General features: G+C 72.4%; 26 protein-coding genes. 15 read left to right on the plus strand and 11 right to left on the minus strand.

Features of this window, described 5'->3' with window-relative positions; all coding sequences use genetic code 11:
- Positions 1–40: 40 nt before the first annotated feature.
- Positions 41–1621, minus strand: coding sequence for an acyl-CoA carboxylase subunit beta (locus QFZ71_RS19490; RefSeq protein WP_307669460.1), 1581 nt, complete (start codon positions 1619–1621; stop codon positions 41–43).
- Positions 1622–1872: 251 nt separating this feature from the next.
- On the opposite strand from QFZ71_RS19490, the gene QFZ71_RS19495 reads away from it, so the two are divergent.
- From QFZ71_RS19495 to hutH, 5 genes are all read left to right on the plus strand, one after another.
- Complete coding sequence (locus QFZ71_RS19495) at positions 1873–2742, plus strand: biotin--[acetyl-CoA-carboxylase] ligase (RefSeq protein WP_307669461.1); 870 nt, start codon at positions 1873–1875, stop codon at positions 2740–2742.
- A gap of 190 nt (positions 2743–2932) precedes the next feature.
- Positions 2933–4132, plus strand: coding sequence for an adenylate/guanylate cyclase domain-containing protein (locus QFZ71_RS19500; protein WP_307669462.1), 1200 nt, complete (start codon positions 2933–2935; stop codon positions 4130–4132).
- A 238-nt stretch (positions 4133–4370) separates the two neighbouring features.
- Positions 4371–5183, plus strand: coding sequence for an enoyl-CoA hydratase/isomerase family protein (locus tag QFZ71_RS19505; RefSeq protein ID WP_307669463.1), 813 nt, complete (start codon positions 4371–4373; stop codon positions 5181–5183).
- 102 nt (positions 5184–5285) lie between these two features.
- Positions 5286–6440 (plus strand): diguanylate cyclase domain-containing protein, encoded by a 1155-nt coding sequence (locus tag QFZ71_RS19510; RefSeq protein ID WP_307669464.1) that lies wholly within the window; start codon positions 5286–5288, stop codon positions 6438–6440.
- Between the two features lie 124 nt (positions 6441–6564).
- Positions 6565–8115 (plus strand): histidine ammonia-lyase, encoded by a 1551-nt coding sequence (gene hutH, locus QFZ71_RS19515; protein WP_307669465.1) that lies wholly within the window; start codon positions 6565–6567, stop codon positions 8113–8115.
- A gap of 145 nt (positions 8116–8260) precedes the next feature.
- Here the strand turns inward: hutH and QFZ71_RS19520 are convergent, their stop codons facing one another.
- Positions 8261–8557: a hypothetical protein gene (locus QFZ71_RS19520; RefSeq protein ID WP_307669466.1), complete on the minus strand. Its 297-nt coding sequence runs from the start codon at positions 8555–8557 to the stop codon at positions 8261–8263.
- 152 nt (positions 8558–8709) lie between these two features.
- On the opposite strand from QFZ71_RS19520, the gene QFZ71_RS19525 reads away from it, so the two are divergent.
- Both QFZ71_RS19525 and QFZ71_RS19530 read left to right on the plus strand, forming a co-directional pair.
- Positions 8710–9114, plus strand: a complete 405-nt coding sequence (locus tag QFZ71_RS19525; protein WP_307671518.1) for a hypothetical protein — start codon at positions 8710–8712, stop codon at positions 9112–9114.
- 237 nt (positions 9115–9351) lie between these two features.
- Positions 9352–10620, plus strand: a complete 1269-nt coding sequence (locus tag QFZ71_RS19530) for an Ig-like domain-containing protein (RefSeq protein WP_307669467.1) — start codon at positions 9352–9354, stop codon at positions 10618–10620.
- A gap of 108 nt (positions 10621–10728) precedes the next feature.
- Here QFZ71_RS19530 and QFZ71_RS19535 read toward each other — a convergent pair whose 3' ends face one another.
- On the minus strand, positions 10729–11292 hold the full coding sequence (locus QFZ71_RS19535; protein ID WP_307669468.1) for an ATP-binding protein: 564 nt from the start codon (positions 11290–11292) through the stop codon (positions 10729–10731).
- Positions 11289–11585, minus strand: coding sequence for a recombinase family protein (locus QFZ71_RS19540; RefSeq protein WP_307669469.1), 297 nt, complete (start codon positions 11583–11585; stop codon positions 11289–11291). The genes QFZ71_RS19535 and QFZ71_RS19540 overlap by 4 nt, the downstream gene beginning before the upstream one ends.
- A 242-nt stretch (positions 11586–11827) precedes the next feature.
- Between QFZ71_RS19540 and QFZ71_RS19545 the strand changes: the two genes are divergently transcribed.
- The 4 genes from QFZ71_RS19545 (at position 11828) to QFZ71_RS19560 (ending at position 14002) form a co-directional block, all read left to right on the plus strand.
- Entirely contained in the window at positions 11828–12709 is an 882-nt protein-coding gene (locus tag QFZ71_RS19545; protein WP_307669470.1) for a helix-turn-helix transcriptional regulator, read from the plus strand.
- On the plus strand, positions 12706–12918 hold the full coding sequence (locus QFZ71_RS19550) for a DUF397 domain-containing protein (protein ID WP_307669471.1): 213 nt from the start codon (positions 12706–12708) through the stop codon (positions 12916–12918). The genes QFZ71_RS19545 and QFZ71_RS19550 overlap by 4 nt, the downstream gene beginning before the upstream one ends.
- Before the next feature lie 169 nt (positions 12919–13087).
- Positions 13088–13468 (plus strand): DUF1330 domain-containing protein, encoded by a 381-nt coding sequence (locus QFZ71_RS19555; protein ID WP_307669472.1) that lies wholly within the window; start codon positions 13088–13090, stop codon positions 13466–13468.
- Positions 13469–13696: 228 nt separating this feature from the next.
- On the plus strand, positions 13697–14002 hold the full coding sequence (locus tag QFZ71_RS19560; RefSeq protein ID WP_307669473.1) for a hypothetical protein: 306 nt from the start codon (positions 13697–13699) through the stop codon (positions 14000–14002).
- A 38-nt stretch (positions 14003–14040) separates the two neighbouring features.
- On the opposite strand, the gene QFZ71_RS19565 is transcribed toward QFZ71_RS19560, so the two are convergent.
- Entirely contained in the window at positions 14041–14544 is a 504-nt protein-coding gene (locus QFZ71_RS19565; RefSeq protein ID WP_307669474.1) for an RDD family protein, read from the minus strand.
- A 776-nt stretch (positions 14545–15320) separates the two neighbouring features.
- Between QFZ71_RS19565 and gdhA the strand changes: the two genes are divergently transcribed.
- Both gdhA and QFZ71_RS19575 read left to right on the plus strand, forming a co-directional pair.
- Positions 15321–16697, plus strand: coding sequence for an NADP-specific glutamate dehydrogenase (gene gdhA, locus QFZ71_RS19570; protein WP_307669475.1), 1377 nt, complete (start codon positions 15321–15323; stop codon positions 16695–16697).
- A 536-nt stretch (positions 16698–17233) separates the two neighbouring features.
- Positions 17234–17677 (plus strand): helix-turn-helix domain-containing protein, encoded by a 444-nt coding sequence (locus QFZ71_RS19575; protein ID WP_307669476.1) that lies wholly within the window; start codon positions 17234–17236, stop codon positions 17675–17677.
- A 140-nt stretch (positions 17678–17817) separates the two neighbouring features.
- Here the strand turns inward: QFZ71_RS19575 and msrA are convergent, their stop codons facing one another.
- Both msrA and QFZ71_RS19585 read right to left on the minus strand, forming a co-directional pair.
- Complete coding sequence (gene msrA, locus QFZ71_RS19580; RefSeq protein WP_307669477.1) at positions 17818–18483, minus strand: peptide-methionine (S)-S-oxide reductase MsrA; 666 nt, start codon at positions 18481–18483, stop codon at positions 17818–17820.
- Between the two features lie 97 nt (positions 18484–18580).
- Positions 18581–19684 (minus strand): hypothetical protein, encoded by a 1104-nt coding sequence (locus QFZ71_RS19585; RefSeq protein WP_307669478.1) that lies wholly within the window; start codon positions 19682–19684, stop codon positions 18581–18583.
- 148 nt (positions 19685–19832) lie between these two features.
- Between QFZ71_RS19585 and QFZ71_RS19590 the strand changes: the two genes are divergently transcribed.
- The gene (locus QFZ71_RS19590; RefSeq protein WP_307669479.1) at positions 19833–20978 is read left to right on the plus strand and encodes a cystathionine gamma-synthase; all 1146 of its coding nucleotides are present in this window, start codon (positions 19833–19835) and stop codon (positions 20976–20978) included.
- Positions 20979–21038: 60 nt separating this feature from the next.
- Here the strand turns inward: QFZ71_RS19590 and QFZ71_RS19595 are convergent, their stop codons facing one another.
- The 4 genes from QFZ71_RS19595 to QFZ71_RS19610 all read right to left on the minus strand — a co-directional run bounded on the left by QFZ71_RS19595 (position 21039) and on the right by QFZ71_RS19610 (position 22768).
- A complete protein-coding gene (locus QFZ71_RS19595) occupies positions 21039–21230 on the minus strand; it encodes a DUF1059 domain-containing protein (RefSeq protein ID WP_307669480.1) in 192 nt (63 codons plus the stop codon).
- A 70-nt stretch (positions 21231–21300) separates the two neighbouring features.
- The gene (locus tag QFZ71_RS19600; RefSeq protein ID WP_307669481.1) at positions 21301–21558 is read right to left on the minus strand and encodes a hypothetical protein; all 258 of its coding nucleotides are present in this window, start codon (positions 21556–21558) and stop codon (positions 21301–21303) included.
- A complete protein-coding gene (locus tag QFZ71_RS19605) occupies positions 21555–22088 on the minus strand; it encodes a sigma factor-like helix-turn-helix DNA-binding protein (protein ID WP_307669482.1) in 534 nt (177 codons plus the stop codon). Before QFZ71_RS19605 ends, QFZ71_RS19600 begins: the two co-directional genes overlap by 4 nt.
- A gap of 149 nt (positions 22089–22237) precedes the next feature.
- A complete protein-coding gene (locus QFZ71_RS19610) occupies positions 22238–22768 on the minus strand; it encodes a MarR family winged helix-turn-helix transcriptional regulator (protein ID WP_307669483.1) in 531 nt (176 codons plus the stop codon).
- Between the two features lie 156 nt (positions 22769–22924).
- Here QFZ71_RS19610 and ilvA point away from each other — a divergent pair, with 156 nt between their 5' ends.
- Positions 22925–24154 carry a threonine ammonia-lyase gene (ilvA, locus tag QFZ71_RS19615; RefSeq protein ID WP_307669484.1) on the plus strand — a complete coding sequence of 410 codons (1230 nt, stop codon included), beginning with the start codon at positions 22925–22927 and terminating at the stop codon, positions 24152–24154.
- Positions 24155–24322 lie beyond the last annotated feature (168 nt).

Here is a 24322-nt window from a genome sequence, read left to right on the forward strand (position 1 = left end):
GGCAGACCTCTCTGGGAAAGGGGCGGCTGGAACGGACGCGCTACAGCGGGATGTTGCCGTGCTTCTTCGGGGGCAGGGATTCCCGCTTCGTGCGGAGCTGACGCAGGCCCTTGACGATGTGGGCGCGGGTGTCGGACGGCATGATCACCGCGTCGACGTAACCGCGCTCGGCCGCCACGTACGGGTTGAGCAGCGCGTCCTCGTAATCCGCCATCAGCTCGGCGCGGGTCGCGTCCGGGTCCTCGGCGGCGGCGATGGTGCGCCGGTGCAGGATGTTCACCGCGCCCTGCGCCCCCATGACGGCGATCTGCGCGGTCGGCCAGGCGAGGTTCAGGTCGGCGCCCAGGTGCTTGGAGCCCATCACGTCGTACGCGCCGCCGAACGCCTTGCGGGTGATGACCGTGATCAGCGGGACCGTCGCCTCCGCGTAGGCGTAGATCAGCTTCGCGCCGCGCCGGATGATGCCGCCGTACTCCTGGTCCACGCCCGGCAGGAAGCCCGGCACGTCCACGAAGGTGAGGACGGGGACGTTGAACGCGTCGCAGGTGCGGACGAAGCGCGCCGCCTTCTCGCTGGCGTCGATGTCGAGGCAGCCGGCGAACTGCATCGGCTGGTTGGCGACGATGCCGACCGGGTGCCCCTCGACCCGGCCGAAGCCGGTGATGATGTTCGGCGCGAACAGCGCCTGGGTCTCCAGGAACTCGCCGTCGTCCAGCACGTGTTCGATCGCGGTGTGCATGTCGTACGGCTGGTTCGCCGAGTCCGGGATGAGCGTGTCCAGCTCGCGGTCCTCGTCGGTGGTGGCGAGGTCCGCCTCCTCGGGGAAGGCCGGGGCCTCGGAGAGGTTGTTCGACGGCAGGTACGACAGCAGGGACTTGACGTACTCGATGGCGTCCTTCTCGTCGCCCGCCATGTGGTGCGCCACCCCGGAGGTGGTGTTGTGCGTACGGGCTCCGCCCAGCTCCTCGAAGCCGACGTCCTCGCCGGTCACCGTCTTGATGACGTCGGGGCCGGTGATGAACATGTGTGAGGTCTGGTCGACCATCACCGTGAAGTCGGTGATCGCGGGGGAGTAGACGGCACCGCCCGCGCACGGGCCGACGATCAGCGAGATCTGCGGGATGACCCCGGAGGCGTGCACGTTGCGCCGGAAGATCTCGGCGAACAGGCCGAGCGCCACCACGCCTTCCTGGATGCGCGCGCCGCCGCCGTCGTTGATGCCGATGACGGGGCAGCCGGTCTTCAGCGCGAAGTCCATGACCTTGACGATCTTCTCGCCGTAGACCTCGCCGAGCGACCCGCCGAAGATGGTGAAGTCCTGCGAGTAGACGCAGACCGGGCGGCCGTCGACCGTGCCGTAACCGGTGACGACACCGTCCCCGTACGGGCGGTTCTTCTCGATGCCGAAGTTGGTCGAACGGTGCCGGGCGAATTCGTCGAGCTCGACGAAGGAACCCTCGTCCAGCAGCAGCTCGACCCGCTCACGGGCCGTCAGCTTGCCCTTGGCGTGCTGCTTCTCGACCGCGCGGGTCGACCCCGCGTGCGTCGCCTCGTCGATGCGGCGCGTCAGGTCCGCGAGCTTGCCCGCGGTGGTGTGGGTGTCGATCTGCGGCTCGGACATCGGGGGGCGGCTCCCTGCCTGGTCACGGGGACGACGACCGGTACGCGGTCACGGGGGACGGGCGGTCGTCTGTCCGGCTCTGCGGCTACTGACTCGTAACGCGGTGGTACGGCACTGCTGGCTCGGTGGTGCTGCGTGACGCGGTGACGCTGCTGCCTTCGCAACGGCGCCGCGATCGGCTACTGATTCGTAGGGTATCGGCGCGCCTCCGGAAAGGCAGTGCGTCCTTTGCCACACCTAGGCTGGGTTGCATGACACCACCGGATGCGCCACACAACCGCTGGTCGGACCTCGACCGGCCGCCTCTGAACGTGACCGCGCTGCGCCGCGGGCTGCTGCGGCCCGACGCGTTGTGGACGTCGCTGGAGGTCGTGGAGTCCACCGGCTCCACCAACACCGACCTCGCGGAACGGGCCCGTGGCGGGGCGGCCGCCGAGGGCGCGGTGCTGATCGCCGAGGAGCAGACCGCCGGCCGCGGGCGGCTGGAGCGGACCTGGACCGCCCCGCCCCGCTCCGGGCTGTTCCTCTCCGTGTACCTGGAGCCCGGTGACATCCCCGTGGAGCGCTGGGGGTGGGTGCCGCTGCTGGCCGGGGTGGCCGCCGCGACCGGGCTCGCCAAGTCGGCCGGTGTCGACATGTCGCTGAAGTGGCCCAACGACCTGCTGGTCTCCGTGGACGGCGGGGAGCGCAAGACGGGCGGCATCCTCGGGGAGTTCGCCGGGGACGGCATCGTCGTCGGCCTGGGGGTCAACGTCTCGCTGCGCGCCGACGAGCTGCCCGCCCCCACCGCCGGGTCCCTGGCGCTCGCCGGAGCGGTCTCCACCGACCGCGAGACCCTGCTGCGCGCCGTCCTGCGCTCGCTGGAGCACTGGTACGGGGCGTGGAAAGCGGCGGACGGCGACGCGGCGGCGAGCGGGCTCCAGGCCGCGTACGCGGCGGGCTGCGCGACGCTGGACCGGACCGTACGGGCGGAGCTGCCGGGCGGGAACGCGCTGGTCGGCGAAGCGGTCGCGATCGACGGGGACGGCCGGCTCGTCCTCTCCGCCGAGAACGGGCTCCAGCAGCCGGTGTCGGCCGGCGACATCGTCCACCTGCGGGGCGCGGCGGGCGGCCTGACCTGAGGCGGGAGCGGTGCGGGGGCTCCCGGCCGGGGCGGCGGGGGAGCCGTACCTCGTACGCCGCGGACGTCACGCGCGACGCACCGGGGACGGACGGCCGACGACGTGAGCCAGGGCACACCTGCCGTATCGTTGAGGCGATCCGAAGAGAGATCGGCAGGGAAGTGCGCAGGGAACGGGCAGGAGGCGGCTGGTGACCGTCGGCGACACGACGTCCGGCGCGGGCGAGGAGCCCGGCACGGACTCCTCGGTCCACGCCACGCCCCACCACGAGGTCGACCACACGGTGGAGCCGACCGACGACCCCCTCGCCATCCGCCTCGAAGCGCTGATCCTGGGGGCCGACCGCCGGTACACGCCCTTCCAGGCGGCCCGCACCGCCGGAGTCTCCATGGATCTGGCCTCCCGGTTCTGGCGGGCCATGGGCTTCGCGGACATCGGCCAGGCCAAGGCGCTCACCGAGGCCGACGTGCTCGCCCTGCGGCGGCTCGCCGGTCTCGTCGAGGCGGGGCTGCTCAGCGAACCGATGGCGATCCAGGTCGCCCGCTCCACCGGGCAGACCACCGCCCGGCTGGCCGAGTGGCAGATCGACTCGTTCCTGGAGGGGCTGACGGAGCCGCCCGAGCCGGGCATGACCCGCACCGAGGTCACGTATCCGCTGGTCGAGCTGTTGCTTCCGGAGCTCCAGGAGTTCCTCGTCTACGTGTGGCGGCGCCAGCTCGCCGCCGCCACCGGCCGGGTCGTGCAGGCGGCGGACGACGAGGAGATGGTGGACCGGCGGCTCGCGGTGGGCTTCGCGGACCTGGTGGGCTTCACCCGGCTGACCCGGCGGCTGGAGGAGGAGGAGCTGGGCGAGCTCGTCGAGTCCTTCGAGACGACCGCCGCCGACCTGGTCGCCGCGCACGGCGGACGGCTCATCAAGACCCTCGGTGACGAGGTCCTCTTCGCCGCCGACGACGCGGGCACGGCCGCCGAGATAGCGCTCCGGCTGATCGAGGCGATGGGCCAGGACGAGACGATGCCCGCCCTGCGCGTCGGCATCGCCTTCGGCACGGTCACCACCCGGATGGGCGATGTCTTCGGCACCACGGTGAACCTCGCCAGCCGGCTGACCTCGATAGCTCCGAAGGACGCCGTCCTGGTGGACGGGGCGTTCGCCGCCGAGCTGGTCCGCCACGGCGACGCCCCGGAGTCGGAGGCGCAGGCGGCCGAGGCCGTCGCGGCCGCCGCCGAACGGGCCCGGCTCGCCGAGAAGGAGGGCCGGGAGCCCGAGGACGGGCCGCCGCTGCCGAAGTACCGCTTCGGGCTCCAGCCGATGTGGCAGCGTCCGGTGCGCGGGCTCGGCGTGGTGGAGCCGTGGCTGCTGGCCCGGCGCGGCCGGACCGGCTCCTGAACCGTCCCTCCGGGGTGACGGCTCCCGCCCTGGCCGCCGGGCCCGGCACGGATCGGCTCCTGACGTCCTCACGGCTTCCCGCCCGCCGTCACGGCTCCGCCCTGTCGGTGACCGGGCCGACCTGTCTAGGATTCCTGCCGGATAACGCTCGTTAACGGGCGGCGGCCGGCGTCGGCCGGGTGCCGTCAGGACCGGGTGTCGTCGACCGACAGCGTCGTCAACCGACAGGGGTGCAGCCATGACCGTCACGTCCGAGCAGCGGTACGGGGAGTTCGTCGTCGTACGGCGGCACGAGGGGCAGGGCCATGTCGCCGAGCTGGTCCTGGACCGGCCGAAGGCGATGAACGCCGTCTCCACCGACATGGCCCGCTCCATCGCCGCCGCCTGCGACGCCCTGGCCGCCGACCGGGACGTCCGGGCCACCGTCCTGACCTCCAGCCACGACCGGGCCTTCTGCGTGGGCGCGGACCTCAAGGAGCGCAACTCCTTCACCGACGCGGACCTCGTCCGCCAGCGGCCCACCGCCCGCGCCGCCTACACCGGGGTCCTGGAGCTGCCGATGCCGGTGATCGCCGCCGTGCACGGCTTCGCCCTCGGCGGCGGCTTCGAACTCGCCCTCGCCTGTGACCTGATCGTCGCCGACGCCACCGCCGTGGTGGGGCTGCCCGAGGTGTCCGTGGGCGTCATTCCGGGCGGCGGAGGGACGCAGTTGCTGCCGCGCCGGGTGGGTGCGGCGCGCGCCGCCGAGCTGATCTTCACCGCGCGGCGGCTGGAGGCGGCGGAGGCGCGCGAACTGGGCCTGGTCGACGAGCTGGTCGAGGCCGGCCGGGACCGGGAGGAGGCCCTCGCGCTGGGCAGCCGGATCGCCGCCAACTCGCCGGTCGGGCTGCGCGCGGCCAAGAAGGCGCTCCGGCTGGGGCACGGGCTCGACCTGCGGGCGGGCCTGGAGGTGGAGGACGCGGCCTGGCGGTCCGTCGCCTTCTCCGGCGACCGGGCGGAGGGGGTGGCCGCGTTCAACGAGAAGCGCCGCCCGCAGTGGCCCGGTGAGTGACGACGTTCGTCCGTGACGCAGAGTGAACATTCCCTGAAAAAGGTTGACATTAGTTACGCATCAAACTGATCAAAAAGGAACAAAACTACATAAGCTGGATAAATGGGTGGTGACGACGAGCGGTTGCGGGCCGTGGTTTCGCTGGCGCAGACCATGGCCGCGGCCTACACGCCGCGGGAATCGTGGCGGGCGGCGGCGCTGGGCGCCTGCGAGGCGCTGCACGGCAGTTTCGCCGCGCTCTCGGTGTGGGAGCGGGAGCGCGGCCGGTTGCGGGTGCTGGTGAACGCGGGGCAACGGGCCGAGGGGGAGGAGGAGTTCCCCGAGGAGGAGGCGTACCCGGTCCACCAGTTCCCGGAGATCACCGAATTCCTGCACGAGCGCTGGGCGGGCGGCGGTGAGCCGGACGCCTGGGTGGAGACCGCGGACGGGCGGCCCGGTGCGGGCGGCCCCGCGCGCGGCACCCGCCCCTACTGCCACCAGCGGGTCGCCGCGCTGCGGCGACGCGGCCGGGGCTGCTGCGTGGTCGCGCCGATCGTGCTGCACGGCCGGGCGTGGGGCGAGCTGTATGTGGCGCGGCCGGCCGGACAGCCCGTCTTCGACCGGGCCGACGCGGACTTCGCGACCGTGCTCGCGGCCGTCGTGGCGTCCGGGATCGCCCAGACCGAACGGCTCGAAGAGGTCCGCAAGCTGGCCTTCACCGACCCGCTGACCGGTCTGGCCAACCGGCGCGCTGTCGACATCCGGCTCGACGAGGCCGTCGAACGGCACCGCGTGGACGGCGTGGTCGTCAGCCTCGTCGTCTGTGACCTGAACGGCCTGAAGGCGGTGAACGACACCCTCGGCCACGCCGTCGGCGACCGTCTGCTGGAACGTTTCGCCTCCGTGTTGTCCCTGTGCGGCGCGATGCTCCCGGAGGCGCTGGCGGCCCGGCTGGGCGGCGACGAGTTCTGCCTGCTGGCGGCCGGGCCCCCGGCGGACGCCGTGGTGGGCGTGGCCACCGAGCTCTGCGACCGGGCCGCGGTGATCGAGCTGGGCGACGGGGTGGCCTGCGGGGTCGCGTCCACCGGCGACCCGATCGGTCCGGTCCGCTCGGCCCGCCGGCTGTTCCGGCTCGCGGACGCGGCGCAGTACCGGGCCAAGGCGGCCCGTGCGCCGGGGCCGGTGGTGGCCGGCCGGGACGGCGAGGTCGTCCGGCTCGCGGACTCCCCGCCGAAGCCCGCCCACGACCGCCGCAGGCTCCGCGGCAACCGGCCGTGAGGCGGGCGGGCCCCGCACCCCGGAGGGTGCGGGCGCCGCACCCCGGAGGACCGGCCCCTGCCGTAAGGGGCCCTGCGCCGCACCACTAGTGACATGGCGGGTTTCAATCCGTACGCTGCTGAATATGGATATGCACACTGTCGTGGTGGGGACGTCCGGAACCACCGCCGAGGACGTCGTCGCCGTGGCCCGCCACGGCGCACGGGTCGAGCTCTCCACCGCCGCCGTGGACGCCCTCGCCGCCGCCCGCCTCATCGTGGACGCGCTCGCCGCCAAGCCCGAGCCGGTCTACGGCGTCTCCACCGGCTTCGGCGCCCTCGCCAGCCGCCACATCAGCACCGAGCTGCGCGCCCAGCTCCAGCGCAACATCGTCCGCTCGCACGCGGCGGGCATGGGCCCCCGCGTCGAGCGCGAGGTCGTGCGCGCGCTGATGTTCCTCCGGCTGAAGACGGTCGCCTCCGGGCACACCGGCGTACGCCCCGAGGTCGCGCAGACCATGGCCGACGTGCTGAACGCGGGCATCACGCCCGTCGTCCACGAGTACGGCTCCCTCGGCTGCTCCGGCGACCTCGCGCCGCTCTCGCACTGCGCGCTCACCCTGATGGGCGAGGGCGAGGCGGAAGGCCCCGACGGCACGGTCCGGCCCGCCGGCGAACTCCTCGCCGCCCACGGCATCACCCCGGTCGAACTGCGGGAGAAGGAGGGCCTGGCCCTCCTCAACGGCACGGACGGCATGCTCGGCATGCTGGTCATGGCCCTCGCCGACCTGAAGAACCTCTACACCTCCGCCGACATCACCGCCGCCCTCTCCCTGGAGGCGCTGCTCGGCACGGACAAGGTCCTCGCCCCCGAGCTGCACGCCATCCGCCCGCACCCCGGCCAGGGCGACAGTGCCGCCAACATGCTGCGGGTACTGGCCGGTTCGGGGCTGACGGGCCATCACCAGGACGACGCCCCGCGGGTCCAGGACGCCTACTCGGTGCGCTGCGCCCCCCAGGTCAACGGCGCGGGCCGGGACACCCTCGCCCACGCGGCCGTCGTCGCCGGGCGCGAACTGGCCTCCTCCGTCGACAATCCGGTGGTGCTGCCCGATGGCCGGGTGGAGTCCAACGGCAACTTCCACGGCGCGCCCGTCGCGTATGTCCTGGACTTCCTGGCGATCGTCGCGGCCGACCTCGGCTCGATCTGCGAACGCCGCACCGACCGGCTGCTCGACAAGAACCGCTCGCACGGGCTGCCGCCGTTCCTCGCGGACGACGCCGGGGTCGACTCCGGGCTGATGATCGCCCAGTACACCCAGGCCGCCCTGGTCAGCGAGATGAAGCGGCTCGCGGTCCCCGCCTCCGCCGACTCCATCCCGTCCTCCGCGATGCAGGAGGACCACGTCTCCATGGGCTGGTCCGCCGCGCGCAAGCTCCGTACCGCCGTGGACAATCTGGCCCGGATCGTCGCCGTCGAGCTGTACGCGGCGACCCGCGCGATCGAACTGCGCGCCGCCGAAGGGCTCGTCCCCGCCCCCGCCTCGCAGGCCGCCGTCGCCGCGCTGCGGGCGGCCGGGGCGGAGGGTCCGGGGCCGGACCGCTTCCTCGCGCCGGACCTGGCCGCCGCCGACGCGTTCGTCCGCGCGGGCGGCCTGGTCGCGGCCGTCGAGCCGGTCACCGGCCCGCTGGCCTGATCCGGTCCCGTACGGGTACGGATTCACCCGGCGCGGGTCCCGTGCGCGTACGAATCGCCTGAACGGGTTCCTCAGGGGTACGGAGAAGGGTCCCCGCGCCGGTTGGTGCGGGGACCCTTCCGTGTGCCGGTGCGGTCGTGCCGGGTCAGTGGGCCGAACGCGGTCCCGAGCGGCGTACCGAGTACGTGACGAAGCCCGCGCCGATGCCCAACAGGGCCGTACCGCCGATGAGATACGGGGTGGTGTCCAGGCCCGGACCGGTGTCGGCGAGACGCAGGCCGGAGGTGGGGCCGGCCTCCCCGGCACCGTGTGCGGGCGCGGCGGCCGGGACGTCCCGGCCGGCGTGCTCACCGGTCGCGTTGGCCGACGGGACGAACCAGAGTGCGGCCAGCAGCGTGCCGGAGGCGGTGGCGGTCAGCAGTGTGCGACGAGCGACGGACACAGATTCGATCCCCTTGCGACAACCATGAGTTAGCCCCGTGGGCCGATGCTAAGCAAAGCAGCGGGTCGGTGGAAAGTCGCGGCCCCGCCGGGCCGTACGCTCCGGCCATGAGCACTGATGAGACATCCAGGTTTGTTCGCCTTCGCGTGGAGATGGTGCTGGAGGTCACCGACCTCGACGCCCTGACCGGCACCGCGCTCGAATCCATCGCCGCCGAGTACGGGGAGCCCGTCGCGGGGGTCGCCGGGAGCGACACCGCCGAGGAGCGGATGCATGCCGAGGCCACGGTCCGGGCAGACGGAGCAGAGGCGCTCGCCTCGCTGGTCGACCCCTTCGACCTGGTCAGCGAGGTGCCCGGGGTCGAACTGGCCCAGGCGTCCTGGAGCAGCGAGAGCATCGAGTACGACCCCGACGCGGAGGACTGGGACGACGCGGACGACGGCGAGGAGGGCCTCTTCCTGCCGCGGGACGGGGAAGACGAGGAGGGGGACGGCGACACGGTCGCGCACAATGGGAGGAACGACGGCCAGGACGGTGAACCCGCGCAGCGGGCGTGACGTGTGAGGACACCGGCCCCGGACCCCGCTCACCGGCGGACCGGGGCCGCCCCGTGCGGTGGCGGAAACCGGTTCCCGGAGACGGGAACCGCCGCTTCCGGAGGTGCGTCGATGAGTGGTGTTCCCCACATCCGTCGTGGATATGGAACGGAGCACCCGTTCCGGGTGTTCTTGGAACATTGACGGGGAACGCCCGCCTGGCGGTCCCGTCCGGGGATTCTGGGGAAATCGGCAACGATGGAGAAGCGTGTGATGACGGACAGCAAGCGGCGCAGGGGCCTGGTGGCCGTGTCCGCACTGCTCGGCGGCGTGCTGGTGCTTTCGGCCTGTAACGACGACGGCGACAAGGGCGGCAGGACCAGCACCGGCAGCTCGGAGTCGTCGCAGCAGGATGTGGACAAGGCCGCGGCCGAGGACGCCTCCGAGGCGCAGATAACGATCAAGCCGAAGAACGGCGCGACCAACGCCAGCATCAACAACGCGGCCCAGGTCTCCGTCACCAAGGGCAAGCTGACCGAGGTCGTCATGACCACGGAGGACGGCACCGCGGTCGAGGGCAAGGTCTCCGCCGACGGGACGAGCTGGAAGCCCTCGGGCCAGCTGGAGCGCTCCACCACGTACAAGATCGACGCCACGGCGGAGGACGCGAAGGGCCGCAAGGCCCACGAGAACAGCTCCTTCACCACGGTCTCGCCCGACAACAGCTTCATCGGGAACTTCACCCCCGAGGACGGCTCCACGGTCGGCGTCGGGATGCCCGTCTCGATCAACTTCAACAAGGAGATCACGGACAAGAAGGCCGTCCAGGCCGGCATCACCGTGAACTCCAGCAGCGGCCAGGAGGTCGTCGGGCACTGGTTCAACGCCCAGCGCCTGGACTTCCGCCCGCAGGACTACTGGAAGGGCGGCTCCACCGTCACCCTGAAGCTGGCGCTCGACGGTGTCGAGGGCGCGGACGGCGTCTTCGGCGTCCAGCAGAAGACCGTGACCTTCAAGATCGGCCGCAACCAGGTCTCCACCGTGGACGCGAAGACCAAGCAGATGACGGTCACCCGCGACGGCAAGACGATCAAGACGATCCCGATCTCCGCGGGCTCCCCGGACAACCCCACGTACAACGGTCAGATGGTGATCTCCGAGAAGCACAAGGAGACCCGGATGAACGGCGCCACCGTCGGTTTCACCGATGACGACGGCAAGGGCGAGTACGACATCAAGGACGTGCCGCACGCCATGCGCCTGTCCACCTCGGGCACCTTCATCCACGGCAACTACTGGGGCAAGGGCATCTTCGGCAACGCCAACACCAGCCACGGCTGCGTGGGCCTCGCCGATGTGAAGGGCGCGAACGACCCCAACGCCCCCGGTGCCTGGTTCTACAACAACTCGCTCATCGGCGACGTGGTCATCGTCAAGAACTCCCCGGACAGGACCATCACCCCGGACAACGGCCTCAACGGCTGGAACATGAGCTGGGCCGAGTGGACGGCCGGCTCCCAGGCCTGATCCGCCCGCTCCTCCCGGTCTTCTCCCCGCACCACCCCCGTCCCCGCCCGAAGGCGGCGGCGCCCCGGAACGCTCCGGGGGGCCGCCGCCTTCGGCGTGTCCGGGCCTCTATAGCGCCGTGTCCAGCCGCGCAAGGACACGGCGGAGGAACGTGGCGTCCGGCCCTGCCGTCCCCGGCCGGGCCGGGAGGTGCCCGCTCTCCTGTCGCCGCGGCAGTGGCGGACGTACGCCCAGCTCGGCCCACACCGCCTTTCCGCCCCCAGCACGGAAGGAACCCCAGCGCCGCGCAACCTGCTGTACGAGGAACAACCCGCGCCCGTCCTCGGCCTCGTCGTCGGCACGCTTGAGTACGGGGGGCTCACTCGATACGTCCCAGACCTCGATGACGATGCTGTCCCGCAAGCCCACCAGGCGGACGTGGACGAGGTCGAGCCGCTCCAGCTCCCCCCACATCGGCTTCTCCGCCACCACTCCAGTGATGGCGATGGCGTTGGTGACCAGCTCCGATGAGACGAGAAGGGCATCCTCCTCGATGACTTCCGCATGCCACTTGGAGAGCGCGAACCGCAGGAAGTGACGTGAGGTCGAGACGGCCGACTGCACTGCGGTCAGCGCGAGTTGATCGACGAAGCGCACCTGCTGGGTCTGGTACGGCACCTCTTCGAGCATCATGAGCAGTCGTCCAGGCTGATGACTTCCGCGCCGCCGGTGGCGTAGGCGAGGTGCGTCAGCATGGCGTCCTGGAGCGACCGGTTGAGCGCCAGCTCCCGGTAGGACGGCACGATCACATGCTTGGCTTCGGCGCGCTTGACCGCCTCCACCAGCTCCGTGAACGCGGACTGCGCTCCCGGTACGTACTCGTGGAACACGGTCGCCAGGTGGAAGCCGTTGCCCTCGGCGTACGTGGCGAGGTCCCCCTGCTTCTGCCTCGCCTCCTCGTCGCTCATGTCGTCGGGCACACGCATGTAGCCAAAGATCAGCGGGTTCATCGCGCTTCGGTCCCCTCGCCATGCCGGAATCACGCAACGTGTTCACGGTCGTTCTGTGGGTCACCGAGTGAAGCACTGAAGGACTCTGTTATGCAAGACTACATTTTTTAGTAATCGATTCGCAGTGCTCGATCTCTCATGCGACATTGCGAACCGGAACCCTCGGCCATTACATTTCGGGTGCAAGAGGCACCCGTATTGAAGGAAGGCGGCCGCCTGTGAGTGGCACAACGACTGGTTCGACTGTGCCTCGGCGCCAACTCGGTCGACACTTGCGCGACTTGCGCAATGCCTCGCGCCTGACGGTGCGCGCTGCGGCCAAGCAACTGGAGTGGTCGGAACCGAAGATCTGGCGCATCGAGACGGGCCAGGTATCGCTTCGCAGCCTTGATGTCGAGGCGATGTGCCGGACCTACGGCGCGGATCCCGAGCTGACCAAGGGCTTGATGGGGTTGGCGAAAGAAACGAAGAACCGGGGCTGGTGGCACGCCTATGGTGACGTGATCCCCGAGGGCTTCGATCTCTATATCGGGCTCGAAGAAGCGGCCGACCGTCTGTCTTGGTACGAATCCGAGCTCGTCCCCGGTCTGTTCCAAACCCCGGACTACGCCCGTGCGCTCATCAAACGGTCAGATCCTGAGCGGGATGACGCGGAGGTGGAACGACGCGTACATGTCCGCGTGACGCGTCAGGCGCTGCTCACTCGGGTGACGGCACCGCCCCAAGTGGACGTGGCGCTCAACGAGGCGATCCTGCGTCGCCCCGTCGGCGGTAGCAAGGTCATGGCCGACCAGCTTGAGCACCTGGTTCACTTGAATGAGCTGGGCAACGTCTCCGTCCGCGTGGTGCCGTTTGCCGCTGGTCTGCACGAGGGGATCATGTCCGGCCCGTTCGTCACGCTGCGCTTTCCTGCCCACGGCGACAGCCCGTACACGGAGCCGCCCACGGTTTACGTGGAGGGCTTCACCGGGGCGCTCTACCTCGACAAGGCCAACGAGGTCGAACGCTACGACGGTGCGTTCACGTCCATCTGGGGCTCGGCGCTTGACGAAGCGGGCAGCACGAGTCTTCTCAAGAAAGCAGTGAGGGAGCTGAAGTGAACAGTGCCGACCTGACAGGTGCGGTCTGGCGCAAGAGCAGCCGCAGCAACGGTGACGCCAACTGCGTTGAGGTCGCCTTCCTCGGCGATGGCCGGGTGGCCATGCGGGACTCCAAGGACAAGGGTGACGGCCCCGCTCTCGTCCTTACCTCCGGCGAGTGGGCGGCCTTTGAAAGCGGCGTCGCGGGCGGCGAGTTCACGCGGTCGTAGTACGAGCCCCATCTGCGGTCCCAAGAGCGTCCGGCCGGCCGAGCCGGCCGGACGCTTCGCTGTACAGGTCGGGGCCATGACCTCCGGGGTAATCGACGCCCTCCGCCCCCGCCCGGCAGCATCGGAGGCGTCAGGAACAACGCCCCGCCCCATCACGGAGGACCGGACCATGACCGCGTACGCCATCGCCCACCTGCGCCCCACCGACGGCCCCGTCGACGACGAGGTGCTGAGCTACATCGAGCGGATCCAGGCCACCATGGCGCCCTACGGAGCCCGCTTCGTGGTCCACGGCGCCGAGGTGGAGGTGGTGGAGGGAGCGTGGCCGGGCAAGCTGGTCGTCGTCGGGTTCCCCGGTGTCGAGGAGGCCCGCGCCTGGTACGCGTCCCCCGCCTACCAGGAGATCCTGCCGCTGCGCACCCGGCACCTCGTCGGTGACGTGGTGATCGTGCCGGGGGTCGGTCCGGAGTACGACGCCTCGGCCACGGCGGCGGCGATGCGGAGCGCGCGGGACCGGGCGGCCGGGCAGGAGGAGTGCGCCGCCCCCTGACGTAGACGCCGGGGCCCGCTCCCGGCCGCCGACGGGTGAGCCGGAGGCGTCCGGCCAGGCTGTACGTGGGCTGCGGGTGACGGGTGACGGGTGACGGGCTGCGGGTGACAGGCGACGGGCGAGCGGCCCGGCGGTCGTCCGGCCGGGGGCGGCACGTCGAGCCCGGACGGAGTCGCTGCGGGGGAACCGGAGTGCCCCCGCGGTCCGGGCCGTGGAACACTCCGGCACGTGCCTCACTGGATAACTCCGCGCCGCCTGGGCGCCACCGCCGTCCTGTACGCCGTCTTCGTCGGCGGCTGGTACCTGGGCCAGCCGCTCCCTCACGTCGGCTGCGAAGAGGAATCCACCGCCGCGTCCTCCGTCCCGGTCACGATCGGGGAACCCGGCGACGTCTCCGACGACTTCACCCGGACGGCCCGCGACGTCGGGCAGTTCGTCACCCACGACCTCGTCTCCACCGAGGCGCTCGTCGCCTGCGACCCGTACACGGCCCGCCCCCGCCTGGTGGCCTGGGCGACCGGTGACTGGCGCTGAGGACACGTCACCTCGCGGAGAGGCGCCGCCCTTTCGCCTCACGGGGACGACACAGGGCGCGCCGGGCACGCTCGGTCCGTACGCCCCCGCACCGCCGCCCGGTAGGACCGCAGGTCGCTCCGGCGGACCTGGCGCACCCCCGCCAGGTCCCCGTGCGGCTCGGTGGGGCGTGTCCGGGGGCTCTCCGGGGGGTGGCCGCCCACCGCCGGGGCCCGGGGACGCCGCCACGGCCGCGCCGGCAGCCAGAAGAGGCCGTACAGCCACAGGAGGCCGTACAGCCAGCGCAGCACCAGTCGGCGGAACCCCGGCCGGCCCGCGTCCGGCAGCCGGATCACCCGGACGCCCATGATCAGCTTTCCGGCGCTCGCCCGGACGGCCATCGTCAGCAGCACCTGGTTGGCGAACGACAGCGCGATCAGCTGGACGACCAGCAGGGCGGCCACGCGCGCCGTCCCACCCGAGTCCGGGCCGGAGCGCACCAGCAGCCCGACGGCCAGCAGGCACAGGTAGCAGTCGAGACCGACCGCCAGACAGCGACGCACGTCTCCGGTGCCTCTGGGGATGCGCGGCTCCCGGAAGCCCGGAGCGGGATACGCGGAGGTGCGGGCGTACGCCGGAAAGGACGCCCGCGCGGGCGGGTGCCCGCACGGCGGTGGGGTCGGGGGCGGTGTCATCGGCAGACCCCGGCCGGGCCGGGCGACGACGCTCCCGGCCCCGAGTGCTCCGTGCGGCGCCCGCACCGGGTCAGGAGGCTTCCCCGTCCGATGCCCCCGTGGCTTCGACATGGGGGCATCATGACCGATCGCCGATCGGGGTGTCCCTGTTCCTGACCGGTAACTCCCGTACCACGGTGTGGTTTTCACCAGACTCTTACCGTTGCCCACTCCTCGCGGTCGGGGGAGTCGCCTGCGTCACCGTCGCGTCCCCGCCGCGCGTCCCCGGTCGTCCGGTGGGTGTCAGGCCCGGTCGCCCGAACCCCTCCCGGCCACGACGGGGCCGATCCGCAAGGTGACCTTCGCCACGTGCCGGCCGGGCGGCCGAGGGGCGGGCCGTGCCGCGCAAGCCGCCCGGAACGGCGCGTCCAGGCCGGTCGGCGGCCTGCGGCGAGGGTCCGGGCGCTCAGCAAAACGGCTGATCATGGCCATTATGTGGATGGTCCTCGAAGATCATCGGGCATCCCTGGAGAATCGAACCGTACGACGGTCCAGCGCGTCGCCCGGCCGGGAGTCCACGGGGCTTCGGCGGGGGAAGCGGACCGGCGGCGCTCCGGGACGGGAGCGCCGAAGCGCACGAGCCGACCACGGAAGGTCTTGATCAGATGCCGGTCACCCCCGACTCCGCCCGCACGCACGACGCCGCCCGCCTCATCGAGCCGCTCTACGCCGAGATCCTGCGCCGCAACCAGGGCGAGCGGGAGTTCCACCAGGCGGTCCGCGAGGTCCTGGAGACGCTCGGGCCGGTGCTGTCCCGCCGCCCGGAGTTCGTCGACGCGCGCGTCATCGAGCGGATATGCGAACCCGAGCGCCAGCTGATCTTCCGGGTGCCGTGGTCGGACGACTCCGGCGACATCCACGTCAACCGCGGCTTCCGGGTGGAGTTCTCCAGCCTGCTCGGCCCCTACAAGGGCGGCCTGCGCTTCCACCCCTCGGTCAACCTCGGCATCGTGAAGTTCCTCGGCTTCGAGCAGATCTTCAAGAACGCCCTCACCGGCATGCCCATCGGCGGCGGCAAGGGCGGCTCGGACTTCGACCCCAAGGGCCGGTCCGACGCCGAGATCATGCGGTTCTGCCAGTCGTTCATGACCGAACTCCACCGCCACCTGGGCGAGTACACGGACGTTCCGGCCGGTGACATCGGCGTGGGCGGCCGCGAGATCGGCTATCTCTTCGGCCAGTACAAGCGGATCACCAACCGCTACGAGTCCGGCGTCCTCACCGGCAAGGGCCTCGGCTGGGGCGGCGCCCAGGCCCGTACGGAGGCCACCGGCTACGGCACCGTCCTGTTCACCGAGGAGATGCTGCGCAGCCGGGGCGAGTCCCTGGAGGGCCAGACCGTCGCGGTCTCCGGCTCCGGCAACGTCGCCATCTACGCCGTCGAGAAGGCCCAGCAGCTCGGCGCGACCGTGGTGACCTGCTCCGACTCCGGCGGCTACGTCGTCGACGAGAAGGGCATCGACCTCGCCCTCCTCAAGGAGATCAAGGAGACCGGCCGGGGCCGCGTCTCGGAATACGCCGAACGCCGCGGCGCCCACGCCCGGTTCGTCCCCGGTACGGGGGTGTGGTCGGTCCCCGTGGACGTCGCCCTGCCCTGCGCCACCCAGAACGAACTCCACGAGGCCGACGCGCTGGACCTCGTACGCAACGGGGTCAAGGCGGTCGCGGAGGGCGCCAACATGCCCACCACCCCGGAGGCGGTCCGCGTCCTCCAGGAGGCGGGCGTCGCCTTCGCGCCCGGCAAGGCGGCCAACGCGGGCGGGGTGGCGACGAGCGCCCTGGAGATGCAGCAGAACGCTTCCCGCGACTCGTGGACCTTCGCCCACACCGAGGAGCGGCTCGCCGAGATCATGCGGCACATCCACGACTCCTGCCACACGACCGCCGAGCGCTACGGCAGCCCCGGCAACTACGTGGTCGGCGCGAACATCGCGGGCTTCGAGCTGGTCGCGGACGCGATGCTGGCGCAGGGGCTGATCTGACGGTACGCCGGGGAGGCGACGCCGCCCTCCCGGCGTCCGCCGCCCCGCGTGGGTGAGACCGCGCACGGCGGTCTCACCCACGCGGGGGAGCGGACGGGGCCCGTGCGGGGGGAGAGCCCCCCGCGTGCCCGCCCCGCGAGGGTGGAGACACGACGCCGAAGATCCCGCACCGCCCCCGACCGCCGGTGACACCGAGCGGCCCGTTCCCCGCCGGGCGACGCGCCCGGCCTACGCGCTCCCGCTGCTTCTGCTGCCGTCCGGCCTCTGGCGGCCGCCCTTCGCCCCGCACGTCGAGAGGGTGCAGGCGCAGGAGGGCGGCATGCCCGCCTACGGGCTGAGCATTCCGTACGTGCCCTGGCTCAGCGTCCTGTCGGACGCCGGACCACTGTCCGTCCGTGAAGCTGGTGTTGCCGTGCCCCGATCCGGGCCGGTTCCCGAACGCCGACTCCTGTCACGGAACTTCGCCGACAGCAGATCCGCCCGGAGCGCAACGTCCGGCCGGTGCGGGGAGCGCTCCGCACTCCTAGGCTGGAACGGTGAGCATCCGAGCGACGAACCAGGCCGACGTGATCCCCCTGCGCCCGCTCCCGACGGCGGTCGACCCGTGTCCGGCCGGCGCCCTGCCCGGGGAGCCGCTGTGGCGGGACCTCGTGGGGGAGGTGCTGCGGCGCGAACGCAAGGCGCGGGGGCGGACGTTGAAGGACGTGTCCGACGCGTCCCGGATCTCCGTGGCGTACCTCTCCGAGGTGGAGCGCGGTCGGAAGGAAGCCTCCTCCGAGGTGCTGGCCGCCGCCGCCCGCGCGCTCGGGCTGACCCTCGCGGACGTCCTGGCGCTGGCCGGGGAGCGGCTGGTCAGCCTCGCCGCGGCCCGGTCCCGGACGCTGCGGGTGACGGGCGGTCGCCGGGCCGTGGGCCCGGCGGGCGGTCGTGGGGCCACGGGTCCGGCCGGTCCGATGGGCGGCGTGCTGCTGGCGGCCTGACCGGGGGAGGACGTCACGCGGGCCCGTCCGGCCGGGCGTCCGGGTCCGCGATGCCATGGACGCGGCCTGGCACGACACGGCCGGACACGGCCCGGCACGGCCCAGCGGTCGGAAGAGGCGGTGCAGGGCAGTCCGGCGGATCAGCCCCCGGCCGGGGCCACGCCGATCGGGCAGGAGACGCCCGTGCCGCCGATCCCGCAGTAACCGCCCGGGTTCTTGTCCAGGTACTGCTGGTGGTACGCCTCCGCCGGCCAGAACGGACGGCCCTCGGCGGGCAGGATCTCCGTGGTGATCTCCCGGTGGCCCGAGGCCGTCAGGACCTTCTGGTACGCCTCACGGGACGCCTCCGCCGCTGCCGCCTGGGCGGGGGAGTGGGTGTGGATCGCGGAGCGGTACTGGGTGCCCACGTCGTTGCCCTGGCGGAAGCCCTGGGTCGGGTCGTGCGACTCCCAGAACAGCTTGAGCAACTCCTCGTAGGTGACGACCGCGGGGTCGAAGACCACGCGGACCGCCTCCGTGTGCCCGGTCATCCCCGAGCACGCCTCCTCGTACGTGGGGTTCTCGGTGTAGCCGCCCTGGTAACCGACGAGCGTCGTCCAGACGCCCTCGGTCTGCCAGAACTTCCGCTCCGCGCCCCAGAAGCAGCCCAGGGCGAAGTCCGCCACCTCCAGGCCCTCCGGATACGGGCCCACCAGGGGGTTGCCGAGGACGGTGTGGCGGGAGGGGACGGTGAACTCCGGAACGGGGCGGCCGCGCAGGGCCTGCTCCGGGGTGGGGAGCTCGGGGGTACGACGGTTCAGGAACATGCGGGGGGCTCCTCCGGGGTCGGGGTTCGGTACGTACAACACGGGAGCGGGCGCCGGGATTCCGGGGCGTGGACGCGGGGGACGCGCCCCCCCCGCCTCAGTGCGGCAGCGTCGCCGGGCTGCCGCCGTTCGCCTCGTACCCCGCGACCGCGAGCGCCCGGTAGACCGCGTACTGCGCCGCCGGGTCCGGCTCCGCCGTCCACGGCAGCGCGCCCACATGACCGTCGATGCGCACCAGCTGGTGCATCGCCTCCGACCAGCGCTCCATGTGCACCAGGAACAGCACCAGCAGATGGCGCACGTGCGCCAGCATCGGGTCGTCCGGGCGGGCGGAGTGCACCGCGAACATCGCGCCCTCGACCGCCTTCGTCACCACCTGGCCGCGGTAGAAGCCCTGCACCAGATTGACCTCCGGCAGGTGCTCGTACACCGCGAACAGCGGCAGCGCGGCGAGCAGCGACCCCTGCGGGGCGCGGGCGGCGGCGGCCGTCGCGAACGCGTCGGCGTCCTTGCGCGAGCCGTGCCACTTCTCGCAGTGGAAGTGCAGCGCCGCGATGTGCGCGCCCATGTGGGCCGGAGCCCGGTCGATGATCTTCGCCCAGAGCTGGTCGAACTGCTCCGGGGTGTACCCGAGGCCTCGGGCCACCGCCAGCTCCACGATGTACGGGACGGGGTCGCCCGGCGCCAGCAGGGCCGCCTCGCCGCAGACCGTACGGGCCTCCTCCAGGATGATCCGGAAGTCGTCGCTGCCCGCCGCCGAGGAGCGCCACGCCTGCTGCACCAGGAACTCCGCGTGCACCGCCGCGCCGCCCGCGTCCTTCGGGGACTCCGCCCGCCACGCGCGCAGCCACGATCCCCCGGCTCCGGGCCGCTGCGCCAGCTCCAGCGAGGCCGCGCCCGCGAACGCCTGCACCCGCTGCCAGCGCACCTCGCCCTCCTTCGGTGTACCGGCCAGCAGCTGGGAGGCCGCCCGCCAGTCCCGGGTGCCCTGGACCACGTCGAGCACGTCGAGGAGGTCCTGGTCGGGGCCCGGCATCCGGACGTCCAGCTCCTCCTGGCGGGCGAAACCGTACGTGTCCGGGTCCGCCGCGTCCGGCGAACCGGGGTCGACCTGGCGGATACCGCCCCGCCGGCGCATCACCCAGGGGCCGATCACCGCGGCGAGCAGGCACATCGCGAGCAGGAACAACAGAATCTCCATGGACCCATTGTCCCCGGAACGGCGCGTGGCCGGTAAGGGCCCCAAAGGGCTCCGGCCATCCCGCGGGGGCGGGCGGCCCCCTGTACGCCACCCGCCGATCCACCCGGAAGCGCCGGACACCCCCTCCCGACGAACTACCCTCGGGACCATGAGCGACCAGCACAGCTTCGAGACCCTCGCCATCCACGCGGGGAACACCGCCGACCCCCTCACCGGTGCGGTGGTTCCGCCGATCTACCAGGTGTCCACGTACAAGCAGGACGGTGTCGGCGGACTGCGCGGCGGCTACGAGTACAGCCGGAGCGCCAACCCGACCCGGACCGCCCTGGAGGAGAATCTCGCGGCCCTCGAAGGCGGCCGCCGCGGCCTCGCCTTCGCCTCCGGCCTCGCGGCCGAGGACTGCCTCCTGCGTACGCTGCTGACCCCCGGCGACCACGTGGTCATCCCGAACGACGCCTACGGCGGCACGTTCCGGCTGTTCGCGAAGGTCGCCTCGCGGTGGGGCGTGGAGTTCTCGGTGGCCGACACCTCGGACGTGGCCGCCGTACGGGCCGCGCTCACCCCGCGTACCAAGGCCGTCTGGGTGGAGACCCCGTCCAACCCGCTGCTCGGCATCACCGACATCGCCGCCGTGGCCCAGGTCGCGCGGGAGGCCGGGGCGCGCCTCGTGGTCGACAACACCTTCGCCTCGCCCTACCTCCAGCAGCCCCTCGCGCTCGGCGCGGACGTCGTCGTGCACTCCACCACCAAGTACATGGGCGGCCACTCCGACGTGGTCGGCGGCGCGCTGATCGTCGACGACCCGGAGCTCGCCGACGAGCTGGCGTTCCACCAGAACGCCATGGGCGCGGTCGCCGGACCGTTCGACGCCTGGCTCGTCCTGCGCGGCATCAAGACGCTCGCCGTCCGCATGGACCGGCACACCGAGAACGCCACCAAGGTCGCCGACCTGCTGACCCGGCACCCCAAGGTGTCCCAGGTCCTCTATCCGGGGCTGCCCGGCCACCCCGGCCACGAGATCGCCGCCAAGCAGATGAAGGCGTTCGGCGGCATGGTCTCCTTCCGCGTCGCCGGCGGCGAGGAGGCGGCGGTCGCGGTCTGCGACCGGGCGAAGCTGTTCACCCTCGGCGAGTCACTCGGCGGGGTGGAATCCCTCCTGGAGCATCCGGGCCGGATGACGCACGCCTCCGCCGCGGGCTCCCCGCTGGAGGTCCCGGCCGACCTGGTCCGCCTCTCCGTCGGCATCGAGAACGCCGACGACCTGCTCGCCGACCTCACCCGGGCGCTGGGCTGACCCTCGGGGCACGCACACGGGAGAGGCGCCCGCCGGTTGCGGCGGGCGCCTCTCCCCGGTTCAGGCGCTCACCTTCTCGTCCTCCAGCATGCCCCTGACCTGCTCGCGCAGTGCGGGACCGTCCTCGTGTCCGTGGACCGACGCGGCGTGCTCGCTCGCGGCCCGGACGACCTCGTCCTCCTCACCGGCGATGGTGAGGGTGCAGTGCGTCTCGCTCGGATACCTGCGGCAGTCTGCGATCTTCCTGGTCACCACGGTCTCCTCGGCTCGTACGACGACCGTTCCCTCCAGCGTAGGCCGCCCGCACCGGGGCCTCGACGGCTCACCAGTCCTCCAGCGGCGGAGTCACCTGCGCGGGCTCGGTCGCCCACGGCTGCTCGACAGCGGCCCAGACCAGGACCGCGACGAGCACCGCCGCCAGCAGCCAGGCCGCCGTCCGGTGCACCGCCCGGCGCCACCGCAGCCGGCGGCCCCCCTGCCGGACCGCCCGCGCGGCCAGGTCCGGCGGCAGGACCGGGTGCGGGCCGTCCAGCATCCGGCGGACCCGCTCCTCGCGCGGGTCCCGGCGGTCCGCGCTCATGCCGCCCCCCGGGGCCCCGGAGCCGTACCGGGTGGGGCGGGGCGTCCCGTTCCGCCGCGGGCGGTGGACGCCGGGCCCCGTCCCCGTCCGGCCGACCGCAGCGCGGCCACCGCGCGGGCGCACACCGCGCGGACCCGGTCGCCCGGCAGCCCGAGCAGCGCCGCCGCCTGTTCCTCGCCGACCTCCTCGTACATCCGCAGGACCAGCACGAGCCGCTCGACGGGGGTCAGCCGCTCCAGCAGTCCGCCGCGGGGCCGCTGGTGGCGCCGGGCCTCGCGGGCGAAACGGAGGACCAGCTCCCGGCGGGCCAGGTCGTAGGGGTCGCCGCCGCGCAGCCGGTCCCAGTCGGCGTACGTACGGGCGAGCGCCGCGCGCAGCAGCCGCTCGGCCCGCGGGTACCCGCCGGGCGGCCCCGACGGTTCGCCGGTGAGCAGCGTCGCCGTGTGCAGCAGGCGGCCGCCCGCGCCCGCCACGAAGGCCTCGAACTCCAGGGCGCGGAGCCGGTCCCGGTGCTCAGCCCGATCGCTCACGACCACATCCGAGCCCCGCCGCACTCGTGCGGTCAAGAGGGGTGACACGACCGGTTCGCGGCGGGTCGTCCCCACACCTCCGTCCACCCTCGGCGATCAGGGGGAGCCGTACGCCGCTTCCGCTGCCCTGCGGGGGAGCTGTACGCCGCTCAGTCGGCCTGCGGCGGCTGGTGCGCGGCCTGACGGGCGGCCAGCGATCCGTTGAAGCGGGTGAGCAGCGCGCAGAACGTGTCCCGCTCCTCCTCGGTCCAGCCCTCCGTCACCCGCGACATCAGCTCGCGGCGCGAGGCCCGCACCTCGTCCAGGCGCGCCTGACCGCGCGGCGACAGCTGGAGCACCACGGCCCGGCCGTCCTCCGGGTGCGACGTGCGCTTGACCAGCCCGGTGTCGACGAGCGGCGCGACCTGCCGGGTCACCGTGGAGGAGTCGATGCCCATCCCGGCCGCCAGCGCCTTGACCCCCATCGGGCCTTCCCGGTCGAGCCGGTTCAGCAGCAGGTACGCGGCGCGGTCCATCGAGTTGCGCACCTGGCCGACTCCGCCGAGGCGGGTCTGCTCGGCACGGCGGGCGAAGACCGCCACCTGGTGCTGGAGCGCGTCCAGCAGGCCCTCGGGGCCCTGGAGTTCGGGGACGGCGCCCCCGGAAGGAGACGCAGCAGTCGTCATGTCCTGTGGGGGCATGGCCGGGGGCTCTCTTCGTGCGGAGTCGGATGAGTGGGGGACAGAGTACGCGGCCACGGGGCAACGCGTACCAGTGCCGCACAAACCTGCGGACATCACCGCAGGCCGCCTGGAGACACGTCTGCCGCGCCCGGCAGGAGCTGCAAGACTTGCGGCATGAGCTTCCGCGCGACCGCCCGTCACCCCGCCCTGATCCTCGACGACGTCAAGGGCGCGCAGAAGATGCTGTCCGGAGTGGCGCGGACGACCGCCCTGGAGGGCAGCCGCCACCTGAGCGAGCTGGTCGGCGCCCCGGTCCACCTCAAGTGCGAGAACCTCCAGCGCACCGGCTCCTTCAAACTGCGCGGCGCCTACGTCCGGATCTCCGGCCTCACCCCGGTGGAACGGGCGGCCGGGGTCGTCGCCGCCAGCGCCGGGAACCACGCCCAGGGCGTCGCGCTGGCCTCCTCGCTTCTCGGGGTGCGCTCCACCGTCTTCATGCCGGTCGGGGCGCCCCTGCCCAAGGTCGCCGCGACCCGCGAGTACGGGGCGGAGGTGCGGCTGTGCGGCCAGGTCGTCGACGAGACCCTGGAGGCGGCCCAGCGGTACGCGGAGGAGACCGGCGCGGTCTTCATCCACCCCTTCGACCACCCCGACATCATCGCGGGCCAGGGCACGGTCGGACTGGAGATCCTGGAACAGTGCCCCGAGGTCCGCACGATCGTCGTCGGCATCGGCGGCGGCGGGTTCGCCGCGGGCGTCGCCGTCGCGGTGAAGGCCCTGCGTCCCGACGTACGCATCGTCGGCGTCCAGGCCGAGGGCGCCGCCTGCTACCCGCCCTCGCTGGCCGCCGGGCACCCCGTCTCGATCGACTCCCCGACCACGATGGCCGACGGCATCAAGGTGGGCCGCCCCGGCGACGTACCGTTCCCCCTGATCGCGGAGCTGGTCGACGAGGTCCGCACGGTCACCGAGGATGAGCTGTCCAGCGCGCTGCTGCTCTGCCTGGAGCGCGCCAAAATGGTCGTCGAACCGGCCGGCGCCGGCCCGGTGGCCGCACTGCTCAGCGACCCTGAGGCGTTCCGGGGGCCGGTGGTGGCCGTGCTGTCCGGCGGCAACGTCGACCCGCTCCTGATGCAGCGCATCCTGCGGCACGGCATGTCCGCGGCCGGCCGCCACCTGAGCCTGCGGCTGCGCCTCACCGACCGCCCCGGCGCGCTGGCCGCCCTGCTGGCCACGCTGACCGTGGCCGACGCCAACGTCCTCGACATCAGCCATGTACGCACCGACCCGCGCCTCGGGCTGACGGAGGCGGAGGTCGATCTGCGGCTGGAGACGATGGGCCCGCAGCACTGCGCGGACGTCGAGGCGGCACTGCGCGAGGCCGGCTACCGGGTGATCGGCTGAGCGCCCGCCACCCGCCGATCGGCCGGCGTCGATCAGCTACACGCCGATCGGCCACACGCCGGGCTGATCGCCCGCTTTATTCCGATCGGCCGGATATTGTCGTTCGCCGCGCGATGACGCCCGGTGAATCCTAGGATCGCCGAGTAGGCCCGTACGGGAGCCAAGCCC

Origin of the sequence: Streptomyces sp. V2I9 (assembly GCF_030817475.1) — a bacterium.
Lineage (GTDB): Bacteria > Actinomycetota > Actinomycetes > Streptomycetales > Streptomycetaceae > Streptomyces.

What these genes read in the sequence shown, in the direction of transcription:
- QFZ71_RS19490 (WP_307669460.1), bottom strand. Translation starts at nt 1,621, where the DNA reads ATGTCCGAGCCGCAGATCGACACCCACACCACCGCGGGCAAGCTCGCG.
- QFZ71_RS19495 (WP_307669461.1), top strand. Translation starts at nt 1,873, where the DNA reads ATGACACCACCGGATGCGCCACACAACCGCTGGTCGGACCTCGACCGG.
- QFZ71_RS19505 (WP_307669463.1), top strand. Translation starts at nt 4,371, where the DNA reads ATGACCGTCACGTCCGAGCAGCGGTACGGGGAGTTCGTCGTCGTACGG.
- QFZ71_RS19510 (WP_307669464.1), top strand. Translation starts at nt 5,286, where the DNA reads ATGGGTGGTGACGACGAGCGGTTGCGGGCCGTGGTTTCGCTGGCGCAG.
- hutH (WP_307669465.1), top strand. Translation starts at nt 6,565, where the DNA reads ATGGATATGCACACTGTCGTGGTGGGGACGTCCGGAACCACCGCCGAG.
- QFZ71_RS19525 (WP_307671518.1), top strand. Translation starts at nt 8,710, where the DNA reads ATGGTGCTGGAGGTCACCGACCTCGACGCCCTGACCGGCACCGCGCTC.
- QFZ71_RS19530 (WP_307669467.1), top strand. Translation starts at nt 9,352, where the DNA reads ATGGAGAAGCGTGTGATGACGGACAGCAAGCGGCGCAGGGGCCTGGTG.
- QFZ71_RS19535 (WP_307669468.1), bottom strand. Translation starts at nt 11,292, where the DNA reads ATGATGCTCGAAGAGGTGCCGTACCAGACCCAGCAGGTGCGCTTCGTC.
- QFZ71_RS19540 (WP_307669469.1), bottom strand. Translation starts at nt 11,585, where the DNA reads ATGCGTGTGCCCGACGACATGAGCGACGAGGAGGCGAGGCAGAAGCAG.
- QFZ71_RS19555 (WP_307669472.1), top strand. Translation starts at nt 13,088, where the DNA reads ATGACCGCGTACGCCATCGCCCACCTGCGCCCCACCGACGGCCCCGTC.
- gdhA (WP_307669475.1), top strand. Translation starts at nt 15,321, where the DNA reads ATGCCGGTCACCCCCGACTCCGCCCGCACGCACGACGCCGCCCGCCTC.
- msrA (WP_307669477.1), bottom strand. Translation starts at nt 18,483, where the DNA reads ATGTTCCTGAACCGTCGTACCCCCGAGCTCCCCACCCCGGAGCAGGCC.
- QFZ71_RS19585 (WP_307669478.1), bottom strand. Translation starts at nt 19,684, where the DNA reads ATGGAGATTCTGTTGTTCCTGCTCGCGATGTGCCTGCTCGCCGCGGTG.
- QFZ71_RS19590 (WP_307669479.1), top strand. Translation starts at nt 19,833, where the DNA reads ATGAGCGACCAGCACAGCTTCGAGACCCTCGCCATCCACGCGGGGAAC.
- QFZ71_RS19600 (WP_307669481.1), bottom strand. Translation starts at nt 21,558, where the DNA reads ATGAGCGCGGACCGCCGGGACCCGCGCGAGGAGCGGGTCCGCCGGATG.
- QFZ71_RS19610 (WP_307669483.1), bottom strand. Translation starts at nt 22,768, where the DNA reads ATGCCCCCACAGGACATGACGACTGCTGCGTCTCCTTCCGGGGGCGCC.
- ilvA (WP_307669484.1), top strand. Translation starts at nt 22,925, where the DNA reads ATGAGCTTCCGCGCGACCGCCCGTCACCCCGCCCTGATCCTCGACGAC.